The 15328-nt window shown below is 70.0% G+C and carries 14 protein-coding genes; 7 read left to right on the top strand and 7 right to left on the bottom strand.

Annotation, left to right across the window (positions count from 1 at the left end; translation table 11 throughout):
* The first annotated feature begins 3 nt into the window (after window positions 1–3).
* The 4 genes from ACIBO2_RS04730 (at window position 4) to ACIBO2_RS04715 (ending at window position 6758) form a co-directional block, all read left to right on the top strand.
* Complete coding sequence (locus ACIBO2_RS04730; RefSeq protein ID WP_358536976.1) at window positions 4–1752, top strand: N-6 DNA methylase; 1749 nt, start codon at window positions 4–6, stop codon at window positions 1750–1752.
* Between the two features lie 43 nt (window positions 1753–1795).
* The gene (locus tag ACIBO2_RS04725; protein ID WP_358536974.1) at window positions 1796–2686 is read left to right on the top strand and encodes a serine/threonine-protein kinase; all 891 of its coding nucleotides are present in this window, start codon (window positions 1796–1798) and stop codon (window positions 2684–2686) included.
* An 87-nt stretch (window positions 2687–2773) separates the two neighbouring features.
* Window positions 2774–5629, top strand: a complete 2856-nt coding sequence (locus tag ACIBO2_RS04720; protein WP_358536972.1) for a BTAD domain-containing putative transcriptional regulator — start codon at window positions 2774–2776, stop codon at window positions 5627–5629.
* Window positions 5630–5762: 133 nt separating this feature from the next.
* On the top strand, window positions 5763–6758 hold the full coding sequence (locus tag ACIBO2_RS04715) for a LacI family DNA-binding transcriptional regulator (RefSeq protein ID WP_397295395.1): 996 nt from the start codon (window positions 5763–5765) through the stop codon (window positions 6756–6758).
* 238 nt (window positions 6759–6996) lie between these two features.
* Here ACIBO2_RS04715 and ACIBO2_RS04710 read toward each other — a convergent pair whose 3' ends face one another.
* The 3 genes from ACIBO2_RS04710 to ACIBO2_RS04700 form a co-directional block, all read right to left on the bottom strand.
* Window positions 6997–7482 carry a MerR family transcriptional regulator gene (locus ACIBO2_RS04710; RefSeq protein WP_358536968.1) on the bottom strand — a complete coding sequence of 162 codons (486 nt, stop codon included), beginning with the start codon at window positions 7480–7482 and terminating at the stop codon, window positions 6997–6999.
* Window positions 7483–7562: 80 nt separating this feature from the next.
* Entirely contained in the window at window positions 7563–7916 is a 354-nt protein-coding gene (locus ACIBO2_RS04705) for a hypothetical protein (RefSeq protein WP_358536966.1), read from the bottom strand.
* A gap of 47 nt (window positions 7917–7963) precedes the next feature.
* On the bottom strand, window positions 7964–8563 hold the full coding sequence (locus ACIBO2_RS04700; protein WP_397295393.1) for a dihydrofolate reductase family protein: 600 nt from the start codon (window positions 8561–8563) through the stop codon (window positions 7964–7966).
* 199 nt (window positions 8564–8762) lie between these two features.
* Here ACIBO2_RS04700 and sigJ point away from each other — a divergent pair, with 199 nt between their 5' ends.
* On the top strand, window positions 8763–9659 hold the full coding sequence (gene sigJ, locus ACIBO2_RS04695; protein ID WP_397295391.1) for an RNA polymerase sigma factor SigJ: 897 nt from the start codon (window positions 8763–8765) through the stop codon (window positions 9657–9659).
* Entirely contained in the window at window positions 9656–10474 is an 819-nt protein-coding gene (locus tag ACIBO2_RS04690; RefSeq protein WP_358536959.1) for an NAD(P)H-binding protein, read from the top strand. Before sigJ ends, ACIBO2_RS04690 begins: the two co-directional genes overlap by 4 nt.
* 6 nt (window positions 10475–10480) lie before the next feature.
* Here ACIBO2_RS04690 and ACIBO2_RS04685 read toward each other — a convergent pair whose 3' ends face one another.
* From ACIBO2_RS04685 to ACIBO2_RS04675, 3 genes are all read right to left on the bottom strand, one after another.
* Window positions 10481–11242: a hypothetical protein gene (locus ACIBO2_RS04685; RefSeq protein WP_358536957.1), complete on the bottom strand. Its 762-nt coding sequence runs from the start codon at window positions 11240–11242 to the stop codon at window positions 10481–10483.
* Window positions 11243–11718: 476 nt separating this feature from the next.
* The gene (locus ACIBO2_RS04680; protein WP_358536954.1) at window positions 11719–12912 is read right to left on the bottom strand and encodes a right-handed parallel beta-helix repeat-containing protein; all 1194 of its coding nucleotides are present in this window, start codon (window positions 12910–12912) and stop codon (window positions 11719–11721) included.
* Between the two features lie 255 nt (window positions 12913–13167).
* Window positions 13168–13926, bottom strand: coding sequence for an alpha/beta hydrolase (locus ACIBO2_RS04675; protein WP_358536952.1), 759 nt, complete (start codon window positions 13924–13926; stop codon window positions 13168–13170).
* 59 nt (window positions 13927–13985) lie between these two features.
* Between ACIBO2_RS04675 and ACIBO2_RS04670 the strand changes: the two genes are divergently transcribed.
* Window positions 13986–14510 carry a PadR family transcriptional regulator gene (locus ACIBO2_RS04670; RefSeq protein WP_358536950.1) on the top strand — a complete coding sequence of 175 codons (525 nt, stop codon included), beginning with the start codon at window positions 13986–13988 and terminating at the stop codon, window positions 14508–14510.
* A gap of 269 nt (window positions 14511–14779) precedes the next feature.
* Here the strand turns inward: ACIBO2_RS04670 and ACIBO2_RS04665 are convergent, their stop codons facing one another.
* Window positions 14780–15145, bottom strand: a complete 366-nt coding sequence (locus ACIBO2_RS04665; RefSeq protein WP_397295387.1) for a hypothetical protein — start codon at window positions 15143–15145, stop codon at window positions 14780–14782.
* Window positions 15146–15328 lie beyond the last annotated feature (183 nt).

Raw genomic sequence — 15328 nt, 5'->3', positions numbered from 1 at the left:
TCCATGACCCACGACCCGACCGTGAACGCCGGGGACATAGCCCGGCTCGCCGGTGTCGGGCGGGCCGCGGTGAGCAACTGGCGCCGCCGCCACGACGACTTCCCACTGCCCATCGGCGGCACCGCCAATCAACCGTTGTTCTCGCTGCGCCAGGTCGAGTCATGGTTGCGGCGCTATGGGAAGTCCTACCAGGTCTCGCTGGGTGATCGCGTGTGGCAACGCCTGAAAGCCGCCGGCGATTTGCGGCTGGGCGAGTTGGTCGCGCAGGCCGGTGTGCTCCTGACCACGGGCGATAGCAAGCTGGAGCCCGAGCTGGCCGGGCTGGTGTCCGAGCTGGCCGAGCAGCACGATCCGCTCACCGCCTACGAATTCCTCTGTGAGCGCTACCTGGAGGCGCACTCCAGGCAGCTGTCGGTCACGCGTGACGACGTGGCCGAGCTGATGGTCGGGCTGGTCCGCACCGACGACGCGACGATCCTCGACCCCGCCTGCGGCGTCGGCACGCTGCTGCTCAACTCCGGGGCGGTCAAGGTGCTCGGCCAGGACCTCAGCGAGACCTCGGCGGTCATCACCGCCGCGCGGCTGCGGCTGCGCGGCGCCGAGGCGGAGGTCGTGCCCGGCGACTCGATGCGCCACGACGGCTTCGCCGGCGTGAAGGCCGACGCGGTCGTCTGCGACCCGCCGTTCAACGAGCGGGCCTGGGGCTACGAGGAGCTGACCGGCGACCCACGATGGGAGTACGGCCTGCCGCCGCGCGGGGAGCCGGAGCTGGCCTGGGTCCAGCACTGCCTCACCCACGTCAGGCCCGGCGGCATGGTGGCCGTGCTGATGCCCCCGGCCGCGGCCAGCCGTAAGGCGGGGCGGCGGATCCGGGCCAACCTGCTGCGCGCCGGCGCCCTGCGCGCCGTGATCGCGCTGACCGGCTCCGACCTGTGGCTGCTGCGCCGCCCGGCCGCGGGCGAGCGCCCGCCGTCCGACGTGCTGATCGTCGATGCCACGGCCGACCTGTCCATCGTCGATCCCGCGTGGCGGGCCTATCTCGACGAGCGCTCCGACCAGACCGTACGCATCATCGACCTGCTGGCCGATGAGGTGGACATGACCCCGGCCCGCCACCAGCGGCGCGACGACCTCGGCCGGGCCTTCACCGAGGCGCGCGACCGGTTCCTGGCCGCGGCGGCCACCCCGCCCGATCTCAAGGTGCTCGACGAGCCGATCGACCAGCCGGTCACCACGGTCGGCGACCTGATCAAGGAGGGTCTGCTGACCACGCTGCAGGCGCCGCCCAAGATGGCGACCGGCGGCGGCGACCTGCCGATGCTCACCGCCGACGACGTGACAGGCGGCGGCGCCGCCTCCGGCCGGGCTCCGGCGCAGCAGGGGCTCGTCCCGATCCAGCCGGGCGACGTGGTGGCGTCCTATTCCAGCGTGCGGGTGATGACCGAGGGCGGCTGCGTGCTCGGCCCGCATCTGACGCTCTACCGGGTCGACGCGCGCCGGCTCGACCCCGATTTCCTGGCCGGTCACCTGCGGGCGGCCGGCGGGCGCGCGACCACCGGCTCCAGCCGCTTCGACGTGCGCCGCACCCGCCTGCCCCGCCTGTCGCTCAAGGACCAGAAGTCCTACGGCGAAGCCTTCCGGCAGCTGGCCGTGCTCGAAGACGCCTTGCGCGAGACCTCGGCCCTCGGCCAGGCGCTGATCCGCCTCGGCCTCGACGGCCTGACCGACGGCCACCTGCGTCCGCAGTCCTGACGGTGTAGCTTTTTCCGGGAAAAGGCGGGGCTGGGAGGGGCAAATGGTCATCGGTGACCGCTATGTGCTCGACCATCTCCCGCTCGGTCAGGGCGGTATGGGCGCCGTCTACGCGGGTCATGATCGTCATCTCGATCGCCGGGTGGCGGTGAAGCTGCTCCACCTGCCGGGCGGCCCCGACGAGGAGCTCGAACGCCGCTTCATCCGCGAAGCCCGCATCCTGGCCCGGCTGGAGCATCCGGGCGCGCCGGTGCTCTACGACTTCGGCGCCCACGAACAGCGTCTCTACCAGGTAATGCAATTCATTGAGGGCGTCACGGTGGCCGACGTGGTCAGCGAGCACGGCCCGCTGCCCGTGCCGTGGGCCGCCGCCATCGCGGCCCAGGCGTGCGCGGTCCTGTCGGCCGCCCACGCCCTGTCGATCTGCCATCGCGACCTCAAGCCGACCAACCTGATGCTCTGCCCCGACGGCAGCGTCAAGGTGCTCGACTTCGGCCTGGCCCTGCTGCGCGACGCCGACGTCACCACGTTCACCAGGATCGGCCAGATACTCGGCACGCCCGCGTACATGGCTCCCGAGCAGATCCAGCACGGGGTCGCCGAGCCACGCAGCGACCTCTACGCGCTCGGCTGCGTGCTGCACGAGATGCTGACGGGGCGGCAGCTGTTCACCGGGCCGACCGACTACGTGGTCTTCGAGAAGCAGGTCAAGGAGCGGCCGCCCGCGATCCCTGGTCTGCCGGACGCGTTGGGCGCGCTCCTGGCCGGGCTGCTGGAGAAGACGCCGGGCAACCGTCCCACCGACGCCGACACGCTGTACGAGCGGCTGGAACCCTTCGCCGTCGGGCTACCGATGCTGCCCGGTTTCCTGGCCAGGTCGCCGAGTCCGGGCCGGATGTACGCGCGGATGGTCGGCCGCGTCCTTAGTGACTAGCCGAAATCCTCTGCTCGTTCATGGGAAGAAATCTGTTAAGTCCCCATACAATCGCCACAAAATGGTTACAGCAGGGAGCGGAGCCCGTTGGCTGATGCCATCTTCGGCGTCCTCGGTCCCGTTCGCGCACGTCACGCGACCGGGCGCCACATCCGTCTGAGCGGCAGGCAGCGCGCCGTGCTGGCCACCGTGCTGCTCAACGTCAACACGACCGTCTCCCGTGACCGCCTCATAGCCGCCGTCTGGGACGATCCGCCGCCGTCCGCCGTGGCCAACCTCCAGACGTACGTGGCCCAGTTACGCAGGGCGCTGCAGCCGGAGGCCCGGCTGCACACCAGCGGCGCGGGCTACCTCTTCGAGGCCGCGCCCGATGAGCTCGACCTGCTCCTGTTCGAGGACGAGGTACGGCGGGCCCGAGTCGAATCCGACCCCGCGTCGGCCGCCCGGCGGCTGGAACACGCCCTGGCCCTGTGGCGCGGCCGGCCCGCCGAGGACGCCTCGCTGGGCAACGCCATGACCCCCCGGCTGACCGAGCTGGAGGAGCGGCTGGCCGACGTCCGCGCCGACTGGGCCGACCTACGACTCCAGCTGGGCATGCACGATGAGGTGATCGGCGCGTTACGCGTGTTCGTGGCCGAGCAACCACTGCGCGAGCGGGCCTGGCAGCAGCTCATGCTGGCGCTGGCGCGCTCCGGCCGGCGGGCCGAGGCGCTGGAGACCTACCGGCAGGCCCGCGAGACGCTGGTCACCGAGCTGGGCATCGAGCCCGGACCCGAGCTGCGGCTGCTCCAGGCCGCCGTCCTGTCCGGCACGCCGTCCGCGAACAGACCGGAGCAGCGGGGCGCGATCTGCCAGCTGCCGGCCGACATCGCCGACTTCGTGGGGCGGTCCGAGGAACTGACCGCCATCACCATGCTCCTGCGCCCCGAGACCACGCCCACCGCCCTCCCGATCGTCACCGTCACGGGACCTCCGGGAGTCGGCAAGAGCACCCTGGCCGTACATGCCGCGCACCTGCTGCGCGAGGACTTCCCCGACGGCCAGCTCTACCTGCGGCTCTCCGGCGCCTCGCCGGCGCCGCAGGAGCCCGGCGCGCTGCTGGCGGAGTTGCTGCGGGCCCTGCGCGTCGAGGGCGACTCGATCCCCGACACGGTGGCCGAGAGGGCCGCGCTCTACCGGTCGCTGCTCGCCGACAAGGCCGTGCTCGTGGTGCTCGACGACGCCGCCGACGGGCTCCAGGTGGCGCCGCTGCTCCCGGGTACGCCGCGCTGCGCCGTACTGGTGACGAGCAGGGGCCCGCTCATCGCCCTGCCCGGCGCGGTCGCGGTCTCGCTGGGCGTGCCACCGGAGCGCGAGGCCCGGGAACTGCTGGAGAGCGTGGCGGGCGGCTCGCGCGTACGAGACGAACCCGACGCGGCGCGAGCCATCCTGCACGCCTGCGGGCGGCTGCCGCTGGCCGTCAGGATCGCCGGTGCCCGGCTGGCCGCCAGGCCCGCCTGGTCGCTGAAGGACCTCGCCGCGCGACTGGCCGTCACCGGGGCGCCGCTCGACGAGCTGGCGCTCGGCGGCCAGAACGTGCGGGCCCACTTCGTGGCGAGTTACGAGGTGCTGTCCGCGCCCGCGCGCCGCGCCTTCCGCCTGCTGGGGCTGGCCGGGCTGGAGAGCGCCGCGGACTGGAGCGTGGCGGCGCTGATGGGCGTACCGCGGCGCGAGGCGGAATCCGCGGTCGAGACGCTGGCGCTGGCCGGGCTGGTCACGGCGAACGAGGTGGACGAGAGCGGCCAGCCCCGTTACCGCATGCACGACCTGCTGCGCGCCTTCGCCCGCGAGCGCGCGGAGGCGGAGGAGAGCCCGGCCGGACGGGCCGCCGCGCTCCTGGGGTTCGTCGAGGAGTGCCTGGCCCGATTACGCGCGGCGGCGCTGGAGTACCCCCCGCCCATGAGGCCGCCCATGGACAGCGTGCCGCCACCCGTGGAGTCCGCGCGGGTGGACGGCGGCTGGCAGCGGGCGTGGCTGCACGCCGAGCGCAAGACGCTGGCCGACGCCGTCGCGCTGGCCGAGCCCGTCACCGCCGCCGAACTCGCCCAGCGGCTGGCGCCGTTCCTCGTGGCGCACGGCTTCTTCGCCGAGGCGATCGGCCTGCTGGAGAACGTCGCCGAACGGACCGGCGACACCCATACGACCATGCTGATCCGCCTGGTCAGAGCCGACATCCTCACCGACCGCCGCCGGACCGCGCTGGCCGAGCCCGAGCTGCGACTGCTGATCGACTACTTCGAGGGGGCGGGCGACCGGCACGCGGTCGCGTACGCGCTGGCCACGCTGGCCATCTGCGAGCTGATCTCCGGCCGGCACGAAAGCGCTCTCACGCTCGTCACCCGCTCCTTGCCGCTCTTCGAGGCGTACGGGGACACCAACGGGCTGATCAGCGCGCTGGTCACGACCTCAGGGATCCACCTCGACCGGTCCGAGTACGACCTGGCGATAGCGACCTGCCGGCGCGGCCTGGAGCTGGCGGCCGACCCGCGCTTCGCCGACTTCGCGATCAGGTTCCGCCGCGTGCTCGGCATCGCGCACTTCGAGCTGGGCGAGGTCGAGACCGCGATCGGGCACTACGAGGCGAGCATCGAGGCCAGCCGTGAGCTGGGCTGGGGCACCGGCGAGCGGATGGCGCTACGCAGGCTCGGCCAGGCGTACTCGGAGCTGGGCCGGTACGAGCTCGCCGCCACCACGCTCGACCGGTGCGCGGCCATGTTCGCCCAGGCGGGCGACGGCCATGGCCAGGGGATGACGTTCTACGCCCGAGGCGAGGTCAGCCTGAAGCAGGGCCGGCCCGACGAGGCGCTGCACTACTTCCGGCTCTGTCTCGACCAGGTCGAGGAGCCGATCTGGCGGGCGAGGGCGGCCGAGATGGTCGAGCGCCTGCGCCACGACCCGGCCTGAACGCGCCGGCTAGGAACGGACTGTAGATTCCTTCCGTGCTCTCCCACATGGCGCAAGACCAGGCGACCACCCGCGCTGAGACGGTACGGCCGATTCTGGCCGCAGTCGCCGCCCGCGCTGAACCGGTGCGGCTGTGAGGCGGCCGACGCTGGAGGCGGTCGCGGCCCGTGCGGGGGTCTCGCGTGCCACCGCGTCCCGGGTCGTCAACGGGCAGACGACGGTGGCGCCGGACATCCGTGACGCCGTCCTGCGCGCCATCGACGAGCTGGGCTACCTGCCCAACCCGGCGGCGCGCAGCCTGGTCACCCAGCGCACCGACTCCATCGCCCTGGTCGTCTCCGAACCGCCGACCAGGGTTTTCTCGGAGGACCCGCTGTTCGCCACGGCCATCCGCTCGGCCAGCGTCGAACTGGAGGCGGCCGACAAGCAGGTAGTCCTCATGCTCGCCTCCTCCCCCAAGAGCCATGCGCGGGTGGAGCGCTACATCGCGGGCGGTCACGTGGACGGCGTCATGCTCATCTCCATGCACGGCGCCGACCCCCTGCCCACCGCACTGTCCCGCCTGCGCGTCCCGGTCGTCTCGTACGGCAGACCCGCCGTACCCGTCAACATCCCGTACGTCGACAACGACAACGTCGGCGGCGCCGAGGCGGCGGTCCGCCACCTGGTCGAGGCGGGCAGACGCCGAATCGCCACGATCGCCGGCCCTCAGGACATGATCGGCGGCCAGGACCGCCTCACGGGCTACCGCAACATCCTGCGCGACTCCGACCGCCGCTCCATCGTCGCGGTGGGCGACTTCACCCGGCAGTCCGGCGCGGTGGCCATGCGCCAGTTGCTGGGCGACGACCCGAGTCTGGACGCCGTCTTCGTGGCGAACGACCTGATGGCCGTAGGCGCCCTACAGTCGCTCCGGCTGGCCGGCCGACGGGTGCCGGACGACGTGGCCGTGGTGGGCTTCGACGACATAGAGGCCGCCAAGTACACCGAACCCCCACTGACCACCGTGCGCCACCCGGTGCCCGAACAGGCGGCAGCCATGGTGCGATTGCTGCTGGGCCTGTTCACAGGTGGCTCCGCCGAACCCATCATCCTGCCCACCGAGCTGGTCATCCGCGAATCCGCCTGAAAGCAAGGACCTCCCAGGGTCGGGCTGTGTTGCCGGGGGCTGACGCCCCCATTTACCAGCAAGGTCCTCGCTCTTCGCTCGGGCTGCCTTCCTGGGGGCTTCGCCATTCGGCGGAGGCCTGCCGGCCCCCGCACCCCCGGCGGTTAACCGCCTCAGGAGGGACTTTGATGGCCCATGTCCCGGATGAGGCAGGCGCAGACAATGACGGTCTTCGGGCGTCAGCGGCGGGGCGGCACTGTCATGAATGGCCCTGGTCGGCGAGCTGGCCATAGGGCAGTGGGCAGTCAGGGCAGGCGCAGTGGGTCAGGCTGTCGCAGCGGGCGGCGATCACCTGGCTGAGGGCGTCGTGAATGGTATGCAAGTCGGCGATCTTGGCTTCGATCTCGGCCAGCTTGAGCTTGGCGCGCTCTTGCAGATCAGGCGCAGGGTGGCTGCGCCGCCCGGTCTCCAGCAGCTCGGAAACCTCCTCCAAGGTGAAGCCGAGCCGCTGCGCGGCTTTGATCACTCTGAGCAAGGTGACCGTCTCGGGCGGGTAGGTGCGGTGCCCGCCAGGGCTGCGCCGCGGTTCGGCGATCAGGCCGCGCCGCTCGTAGTAGCGCAGGGTCTGGATGTTGACCCCAGCTCGCTCGGCGACCTGAGCGGTGCGCAGGGTCGGGTCGTTGACCCCGGCACGCCCCGCGACCTGCCCAGTGCGCAGGAAGGGCTCCTGAATCTCATGCGACATGCGTGCCCCCGTCAGCCACCACGCTCTGGCCCGCGCTGCTGCCCTCGTAAGGGCTCTTCATGATCGGTCCGACCACCGGTTCACGCCGACGGCGCGGCCGCGTCGGCCTGCCGCTGGAGTGCGTCCAGCACGTCGACCCGCTGCTCGGGCACCCGAACCTCCAGGCCCATGGCGCCGTCGGCGATGGTGAGCGTGAAGGTGAAGAAGGAGCAGCAGCCGTTCTCCCGGGCCGCCAGCTCAGCGGCCCGGGCCGCGTTCTCCGGGGTGAAGATCAGCTCCAGCCGCAGCCGGGTAGGGTCCGGCCGCTGGATCGCTCGCACGATCTCGGCGAACAACGCGTCGAACTCGGCCACCCGCAGCGGCTGCTCAGCGGTGGGCAGTGTGCACGCCGAGGGGACCCACTGCGGGCCAAGGGCTATGTCCTGGTGTGTCATAGCTCGACGGTAAACCTGTACCTCAGTACAGGATGCAAGCCTCTCCGCTACCGGACCACGCGGTACTTCAGGTGCGTCACCAGACCGGTGCCCGACACCTCGCCAACCGGTTCAAGGTTGGTGTCCCCGACGCCGTCGAACAGCCGCTCGCCCCTGCCGAGGATCACCGGCGCGACATGCAGGCGCAGCTCGTCGATCAGACCCGCCGCCAGGTACTGGTTCACTGTCTGCGCGCCGCCCGCGATGGCCACGTCGCGATCTCCGGCGGCCTCGCGGGCCTGGGCCAGGGCCGCCTCGATCCCCTCAGTGACGAAGTTGAACACCGTGCCGCCCTTCATCGGCAACGGCTCGCGCGGGTGGTGGGTGAGGACGAAGACCGGCGCGTGGTACGGCGGCTCGTCGCCCCACCAGCCGCTCCAGTCCATGTCCCAGGCGTCCCGGCCGGGGCCGAACATGTTGCGCCCCATGATGAAGGCCCCCGCCGCGGTGATGCCCTCGATCACCTCCGCATGCGCCTCGGGCTCGTCGAACATCCAGCTGTGCAGGCGCCGCTCCGCGCCCTCGCCGAGCGGGTTCTCCAGACTCTGGTTCGGTCCCGCTACGAAGCCGTCGAGGGACATCGCGATGTCACAGGTGACCTTGCTCATCTCACTACCTCCTATGTTGGGTGCCTGTTCATGAGGAAGTCGGAGCCGCCCGCCTGTTCTTTACATGGTCCAGTGAGATGCCGGTCACATTTGCCAGTATCCGCGTCACACTCCTGGGTTCAGTGCCGCTCTCAGTTGGTGACCCAGAAAAGGACCCGGAAAAGGGTCCAGGAAAGCTGGTGGCTGGAAGGAGGAGTACATGGTGAACGAGCAGGCGACCAGCGTCTTCACCGGCCATCGCGAGCTGCTGTTCTCGATCGTCTACAACATGCTGGGCAGCGTCGCCGACACCGAGGACGTGCTGCAGGAGACCTGGCTGGCCTGGGCGCCCAGGAGCGAGGCGGGCGAGGAGATCCTCAATCCGCGCGCGTACCTGGTGCGGATCGCGGTCAACCGGGCGCTGGCCCGGCAGGAGAGCATCAGCCGTCGCCGGGAGGACTATGTCGGCCCTTGGTTGCCCGAGCCGCTCATCACCCAGCAGCCCGATGCCGTGGATCCGGCGGTGCGGGCCGAGTCGGTGTCGATGGCGTTGCTCGTGGTGCTGGAGACGCTCACCCCGCTGGAACGGGCGGTGTTCGTCCTGAACGAGGTCTTCGGGTACGCCCACACCGAGATCGCCGGAATCCTGAACCGCAGCCCGTCGTCGATCCGCCAGCTCGCTCACCGCGCCCGCGAACATGTGCACGCCCGCCGCCCGCGTTACCAGGCCGACCCGCGGATCCGCCAGGAAGTGACGGAACGGTTCATCGAGGCCGTGGCCGGCGGTGACCTCGACGCGCTCATGCGGGTCCTGGCGCCGGACGTGGTCATGTGGGCCGACGGCGGAGGCAAGGCACGGGCCGCCGGGCTGCGGCCGCTCCACGGGCGGGACAAGATCGCCCGCTTGATCGTCGGAAACGCGACCCTTCATCCTGTCGCGGATCTCAACATCCGCTTCCGGACCGTCAACGGTGATCCGTCGGCGCTGCTGCTGTCCGGTGACACCACGTTCGCGGTCATCGTTCTCGACCTGGTCCCCGACGGGACTCAGGTCTGCGGCATCTACGCCGTGACCAACCCCGACAAACTCTCCCACCTGGAAAGAGGAACCGCATGATTCTGGTATCCGGAGCCACCGGCAACATCGGCCGTCCGCTCGTCGCCGAGCTGGCCGCCAAAGGCGTGAAGGTACGCGCCCTGACCCGTACCCCCGAAACGGCCCGCTTCCCCGAAGGAGTCGAGGCTTGCGACAGCGCCAAGCCCGACTTCGACGGCGTGACCGCCCTCGTCCTGAACATCTCGGGGGGCTCCGTCGCCCTGCTGGAGGCGGCCAGGACGGCAGGGGTACAGCGGGTCGTCACCGTCTCGGCCCTGGTCGTCGCCGAGGAGGAGGACCCGGAGGAGGGCAGCAACGCCGCGATCCACCGCGAACTGGAGATGGCGGTGGAGGCCGCCGTCCCGGAATGGACGCATCTGCGCCCCGGCGCCTTCGCCGCGAACTCCTTGCGCTGGACGCCCCAGCTCCAGGCCGGAGACGTGGTCCGCGGACCGTACGCCCAGGCCCGTACCTCGCCGATCCACGAGGTGGACATCGCCGCCGTCGCCGTACGGGCGCTGCTCGGCGACGAACTGCTGGGCCAGGCGCCCACGCTGACCGGGCCGCAGGGGCTGTCCTTCGCCGAGCAGGTGGAGATCATCGGCTCGGTGGTGGGCCGGCCGCTGCGGTACGAGGAGATCAGCCCGGAGATGGCCGCGCAGGCGATGATGGCGCACGGGGTGCGCAAGGAGCAGGTCGACTCGCTGCTGAGCTATTTCGCGGACAGCATCGGGAAGCCGGTACCGATCACGGGCGAGGTGGAGCGGATCCTCGGCCGCCCCCCTCGCACCTACGCCGAGTGGGTCGCCGACAACGCCGACGCCTTCCGGCAGTGACCTCGGCTACCTTCCCGTCTTCGTGGACCAGAGCGGCGTCCTGCCGTCGTAGATGACGACATTGCCGTCGTCCTGCATTTCGAGTCGCGCCCCGGGGTTTTTTCCGGTCTCGGAATTCCACAGCGGCGTCTTGCCCAGGTAGACGACTAGATTTCCGTCTTTCTGCATCTGGGTGACGGCCCCGGGGTTACCTCCGGTCTTGGAGCTCCACAGGGCCCGGCGGGCGCGGTAGAGCACCAGATTGCCGTCCTCCTGCTGGACGAGCTGGTAGTCGCCGTTGCGGGAGCGGACGTACTGGTTGGGCTTGAGCGCGTAGCCCGGGGCGAGCACGCTGATCGTGGCATGGCGGTTCCACACCGGCGTCTTGCCGTCGTAGATCACCAGGTTGCCGTCGTCCTGCACCGCGAGGCGAGCGCCTGGGCTGTCTCCGGTGTTGGACGCCCACAGAGGCGTCCTCCCCCGGTAGACGACCAGGTTGCCGTCGCTCTGCATGGCGGCGAACGCGCCGGGGCTGTCGCCGGTCTGGCTGCTCCACAGCGGCGTCTTCCCCCGGCACAGCACCAGGTTGCCGTCCTCCTGCTGCTGCAGGACGTAGGCGCCGTCGGACGAGCGTACGGAGTCGCCGGCCTTCAACGTCTGCCCGGGGTTCAGCCATACGGTACGGTCGGCGCTCACCGCCGCCGTGACGCGCTTCGCCTCCGCCCAGGCCGCTGGTGAGACCGAGGCCACGGCCATCGTGCTCGCCAGCGCCAGCGCACCAATGTACATAGATGTTCTTCTCACGCGTTCCCCCTGCATATGGATGATCAAGCGAGAAGGACGCTATCCAGACATGGTCGACGATCGGCCCATTTCGAAATGCCTGGAACCTTCGCCAAGGTGGGGCGCGCATCATCTGGTCGTCAAGCCGGAGTTGTGGCGCGTAGTTGGTGTCTGTGAAGCGGCGGGCAGCGTCGGGCTCCTCATTGGACTCTCGTCGCCCTCGTGATCGTCCGCCTGACCTCCCGCCGGGCGGGACGGCCTCGTTCGCTTCGTCACAGCGCTCCGATCACCATGGCGATCAGGATCAGAGTGACGAGGGTGAGGCGGAGGGCTGCGGAGAGGGCCGGGCGCGTGCATCTCATGCGGGGCCCCGCCAGGGCATTCTTCCGGAATGTAAACGACCGGCACACGTCATGCGTCAACCATAGGTTGACACTGAGATAGCGTCAACCTCGCGTTGACGCCAGGCGGTCACTCCGGCGTCAGTAGCCGCTGGTGAGTCGTACGCCGGAGCCGATCGAGCGCGGAATGCCGACATTGTCGACCAGATTGCCGGTCGACGCGATGGACAGCGCGTTACCCCTGCCCCTCCTGAACAGCAGGCCGGTCTCTCGTCTGGTGCCGTGGCCGAGGATGGTGTTGCCCGTCACTACGGCGTGGCCGGTGCCGTAGTTCACGGCGTCGAGGGCCAGGTAGACGAAGGAGGGGTCCTGCTGCGGAGCGGGGGCCCGACCGGACTGGCGGGTGTTCGCGGGCTGGGTCACGGCTGGTCGGGGCCCGAATTTGTGGATCCGGTTGTTGGAGATCGTGGTCCCGGCTTCGCCCTGGAGGTCGCAGCGGATGCCGTAATAGGTCTGCCTAGCAGCGGCCTTGGTGCCGAAGTCCTCGATGTAGTTGTCGCGGATGGAGGTGCCGAAGCAGCGGTGGGCGTCGATGGCGTGCTTCGGCGTCGCGTACAAGTGCAGGTCACTGAACGTCCACCCGGCCGAGTTCTCCGCGTCGACGCCGCTCTCGCCGCTGAAACCGATCCACGAGCGCTGGAACGTCCAGTCGGTCACCGCGTTGCCGGGGTCGACCACCTTGAGGCCAGAGCCGCCCGCCCGCTCTATGTAGACGTCGCTGATCACGCTGTTGACCATGGTGTTGCGCAGCTTGGTGCCGTTCTTGGAGGGGTTGCTGACGCGGATGCCGTCGCTGGGTGTGCCGAGGATGTCCACGTCATAGATCCGGCTGTCCCACGAACGCAGCATCAGGCCCACGGTGCCAGTGTTGTGGTCGCGGTTGCCGTCCAGCGTCAGGCGCTCGATGCGTACGGGATCCGAGCTGTACGCCTGGTCGGTGACCCAGGACTCCGAGGCCAGCATGGCGGGCAGGTTCGCGCCGTCGGCCTGCTTGATCACTGTTCCGGCCTTGGCGTCGCCCCGGTACGTCCGGCGGCCGCGGAGAGTGATGGTCCTGTTGATCAGGCACGGGCCCTTGAGCACCACCTCGTCGCCCTCCTTGGAGGCGTCGATGGCGGCCTGGATGGTCCTGGCGTCGGCGGCCGTGTTGACGCAGGTGGCGTTCACCCTTGCGGCTACGGCCGGGGCCAGCGGCTGGATCACCACCGCGCTGCCGGAGGCGGCCAGCGTCAGGGCGATGGCCCCCGCGGTCTGGCGTGGGCGTGGTTTAGGCACGTGCAATCCCCTTCCGGGCATTCCGGAAATGACCTGAGGACCGCGGCGTGTGAACGTCCCCCGACGCCCCTGCGGTCTCCGGTGCCGAGCCTCATGGAAGGATCCCGATCCGCTCGGGAGAACTCCCTAGACCTGCCCGAAATTTGGTGCCTACCGGGATCGTTCCAGGCGGTGGCGGCCGTGCCTGCCGTAGGTTGCGGTGAATGAAGGGGGTTGTGATCGAGGGGCGGCAATTCGGCGGGCCGGTCAATCTGCTCACGATCTCGTGAGAAGGCCGCTCACCTCCCGGGTGAACACCTCCACGTTGTCGATCATGATGTTGTGGCCGGCGTCCGGGACGCCGATCAGCCGTACCCCGGCGGCCACCAGCTCGGCCGCCCCGAGGAGCTCGCCGTCCGCCTCCGGGTAAAGGTAGGCGCGCGGGATCGGCAGCCTCCGCAGCTGTTCCCGCGCGTTCGACCTCGTGAGGTGGACCGAGCTCCGGTGCAGCGCCTCCCGTCCGGCAAGCCTCATTGTGGCGGCCCAGTGTGGCCCGACCCGCGCCAGCGTCTCGTCCCAGCCGTGCCGTACGAAGTCTTCCTCGGTGTAGGTGGCGACGCCCGAACTGCCCGGCCGTAGCGCGGGTTCGATCGGGTCCAGACTGGCGTCCACCAGCACCAGCTCGGCCACCAGCTCCGGATGCCGCTCGGCCAGGTGTACCGCGATCGTCCCGCCCATGCTGTGCGCAATTACCTGCGCCGCGCGCACGTCCGCCGTCCGCAACGCGGTCGCGAGCGCGTCCGCGTGCTCCTCCATGGTGTAGCCGAACGTGGTGGGTCGATCGCTGGTCCCGAACCCCAGCAGGTCCACAAACAGGCTCCGATGCCCGGCCAGCTCCGGTCGGCTCGCGGCCTCCAGGAAGTAGGGCGCCGCTGCCGCGCCCAGCCCGTGCACATAAACCCGGACCGGCTCCCGCCCGGCCACCTCGGCCCAGCGGATGCGGCTGCCGTCCGGCAGCACTTGCGCGTCTCTCATGCCCTCTCCTCGATATATTTAGTCGTCGATATACTAAGTTGTCGAGGTATCATAGCGGCATGATTGAGCTGTCGATCCTGGGGTTCCTCTACGAGGAACCTCTCCACGGGTACGAGCTGCGCAAACGCGTCGCCGCCTTGACCGGCCATGTCCGCCCCATCGCCGACGGCACCCTCTATCCGGCGATCAAACGCCTGGAGCGCGACGGCCTGCTCGAACGCGACCTGCAGCCCGGCGTCCAGGCCGCCCCCAGACATGTGCTCACGCTCACCGACGCCGGGCGCGCCGAGCTGCGGCGGCGGCTCGCCGAACCGGCTGAGCCGTTCATCACCGATGAGAACCGCTGGTTCACGATGCTGGCGTTCCTTCGCCACCTCGATGAGCCCGCGCTCCAGGCGAGTGTGCTGCGACGCAGACTGGCCTTCCTCACCGAACCGGCCAGCTTCTTCTGGGACGGCGACCGGCCCCTGCGGGCCGCCGACTTCGACGACCCGTTCCGCAAGGGGCTGTTCACGATCGCTACCGCGACCAGCAGGACCGAGATCGGCTGGCTGCGGGAAACGTTGGCCGTGCTGGGCGCCTAGGGGCGGCGAGCGTGTGCCGCAGCCATCCGGCGGCATGGTCGCGACAAGTGCTTTGGGGGCCTTCGGCGGCATTGACGGCACGGGCGTGGCCATCGGCAATCGCTGCGGCTGATCTCGCGCCCTCGCTGCTGCCGCCTGCGGGTCAGTAGCCGCTGGTGAGTCCCCCGCGGGGGCCGGTCGTACGTGGGATGCCGACGCCATCCGGCGAATGGTTCCAGTAATTCCAGTCGTGGCCAGGCCGCGCCCGGACGATGGCCGGGCGCGGGCGGTCAGTGGGGTGAGGGTGCGAGGCGGACGGTCGCCGAGTTGTGGGTGATCGACAGCACTCGTACGGTCAGCGCGCCGACCGAGCCGTTGCCGCCCGCGCTCAGCTGCGTGGACGAAGAGGCGCCGGGCCCCGTGCCCTTGACCTCTACGGCGTAGCCGATGCGCGCGATCGACAGCGTGGTGAAGCCAAGGGTGCTGGAGAGGGGGAAGCTCACCGGCTTGGTGATGGTGATCTTGCACTTCCCGTCGAAGCAGTCGCTGACGTCGCGCGGCTTCCCCGCCGACGCCGAGGTCGCGGCCGAAGCCGCGGCGACGGGCGCGCCGGAGACGATGACGGCGGCGGCGAGCGCCAGGCAGGTTGTGGCCATCCGATGCATGGTGTCCCTTTCGGTGGTCTCCGTCAGGTCAAGCGACCTGATGTGACTGATCAGCTACCAAGGGTAGTGACGCGAAGAACGCCTAGAGGTGGAAGACACGCAGCTGGAGCGCCAGCGTGGTGTGGTAGCCGACCAGCGTGGTCAGCTCGAACACCACGGCTGCGACTCGCCGGG

It is taken from the genome of Nonomuraea sp. NPDC050022, assembly GCF_044460705.1.
Taxonomy (GTDB): Bacteria; Actinomycetota; Actinomycetes; order Streptosporangiales; family Streptosporangiaceae; genus Nonomuraea.
The sequence above is the reverse complement of the archived record's forward strand: the minus strand, read 5'-3'. Positions and strand labels throughout refer to the sequence as shown.

Bases quoted from the DNA above. Each gene is read 5' to 3' on its own strand.
- ACIBO2_RS04710 (WP_358536968.1), bottom strand. From the start codon at position 7,482: ATGTCGCATGAGATTCAGGAGCCCTTCCTGCGCACTGGGCAGGTCGCG.
- ACIBO2_RS04725 (WP_358536974.1), top strand. From the start codon at position 1,796: ATGGTCATCGGTGACCGCTATGTGCTCGACCATCTCCCGCTCGGTCAG.
- sigJ (WP_397295391.1), top strand. From the start codon at position 8,763: ATGGTGAACGAGCAGGCGACCAGCGTCTTCACCGGCCATCGCGAGCTG.
- ACIBO2_RS04730 (WP_358536976.1), top strand. From the start codon at position 4: ATGACCCACGACCCGACCGTGAACGCCGGGGACATAGCCCGGCTCGCC.
- ACIBO2_RS04675 (WP_358536952.1), bottom strand. From the start codon at position 13,926: ATGAGAGACGCGCAAGTGCTGCCGGACGGCAGCCGCATCCGCTGGGCC.
- ACIBO2_RS04705 (WP_358536966.1), bottom strand. From the start codon at position 7,916: ATGACACACCAGGACATAGCCCTTGGCCCGCAGTGGGTCCCCTCGGCG.
- ACIBO2_RS04690 (WP_358536959.1), top strand. From the start codon at position 9,656: ATGATTCTGGTATCCGGAGCCACCGGCAACATCGGCCGTCCGCTCGTC.
- ACIBO2_RS04685 (WP_358536957.1), bottom strand. From the start codon at position 11,242: ATGTACATTGGTGCGCTGGCGCTGGCGAGCACGATGGCCGTGGCCTCG.
- ACIBO2_RS04665 (WP_397295387.1), bottom strand. From the start codon at position 15,145: ATGGCCACAACCTGCCTGGCGCTCGCCGCCGCCGTCATCGTCTCCGGC.
- ACIBO2_RS04670 (WP_358536950.1), top strand. From the start codon at position 13,986: ATGATTGAGCTGTCGATCCTGGGGTTCCTCTACGAGGAACCTCTCCAC.
- ACIBO2_RS04700 (WP_397295393.1), bottom strand. From the start codon at position 8,563: ATGAGCAAGGTCACCTGTGACATCGCGATGTCCCTCGACGGCTTCGTA.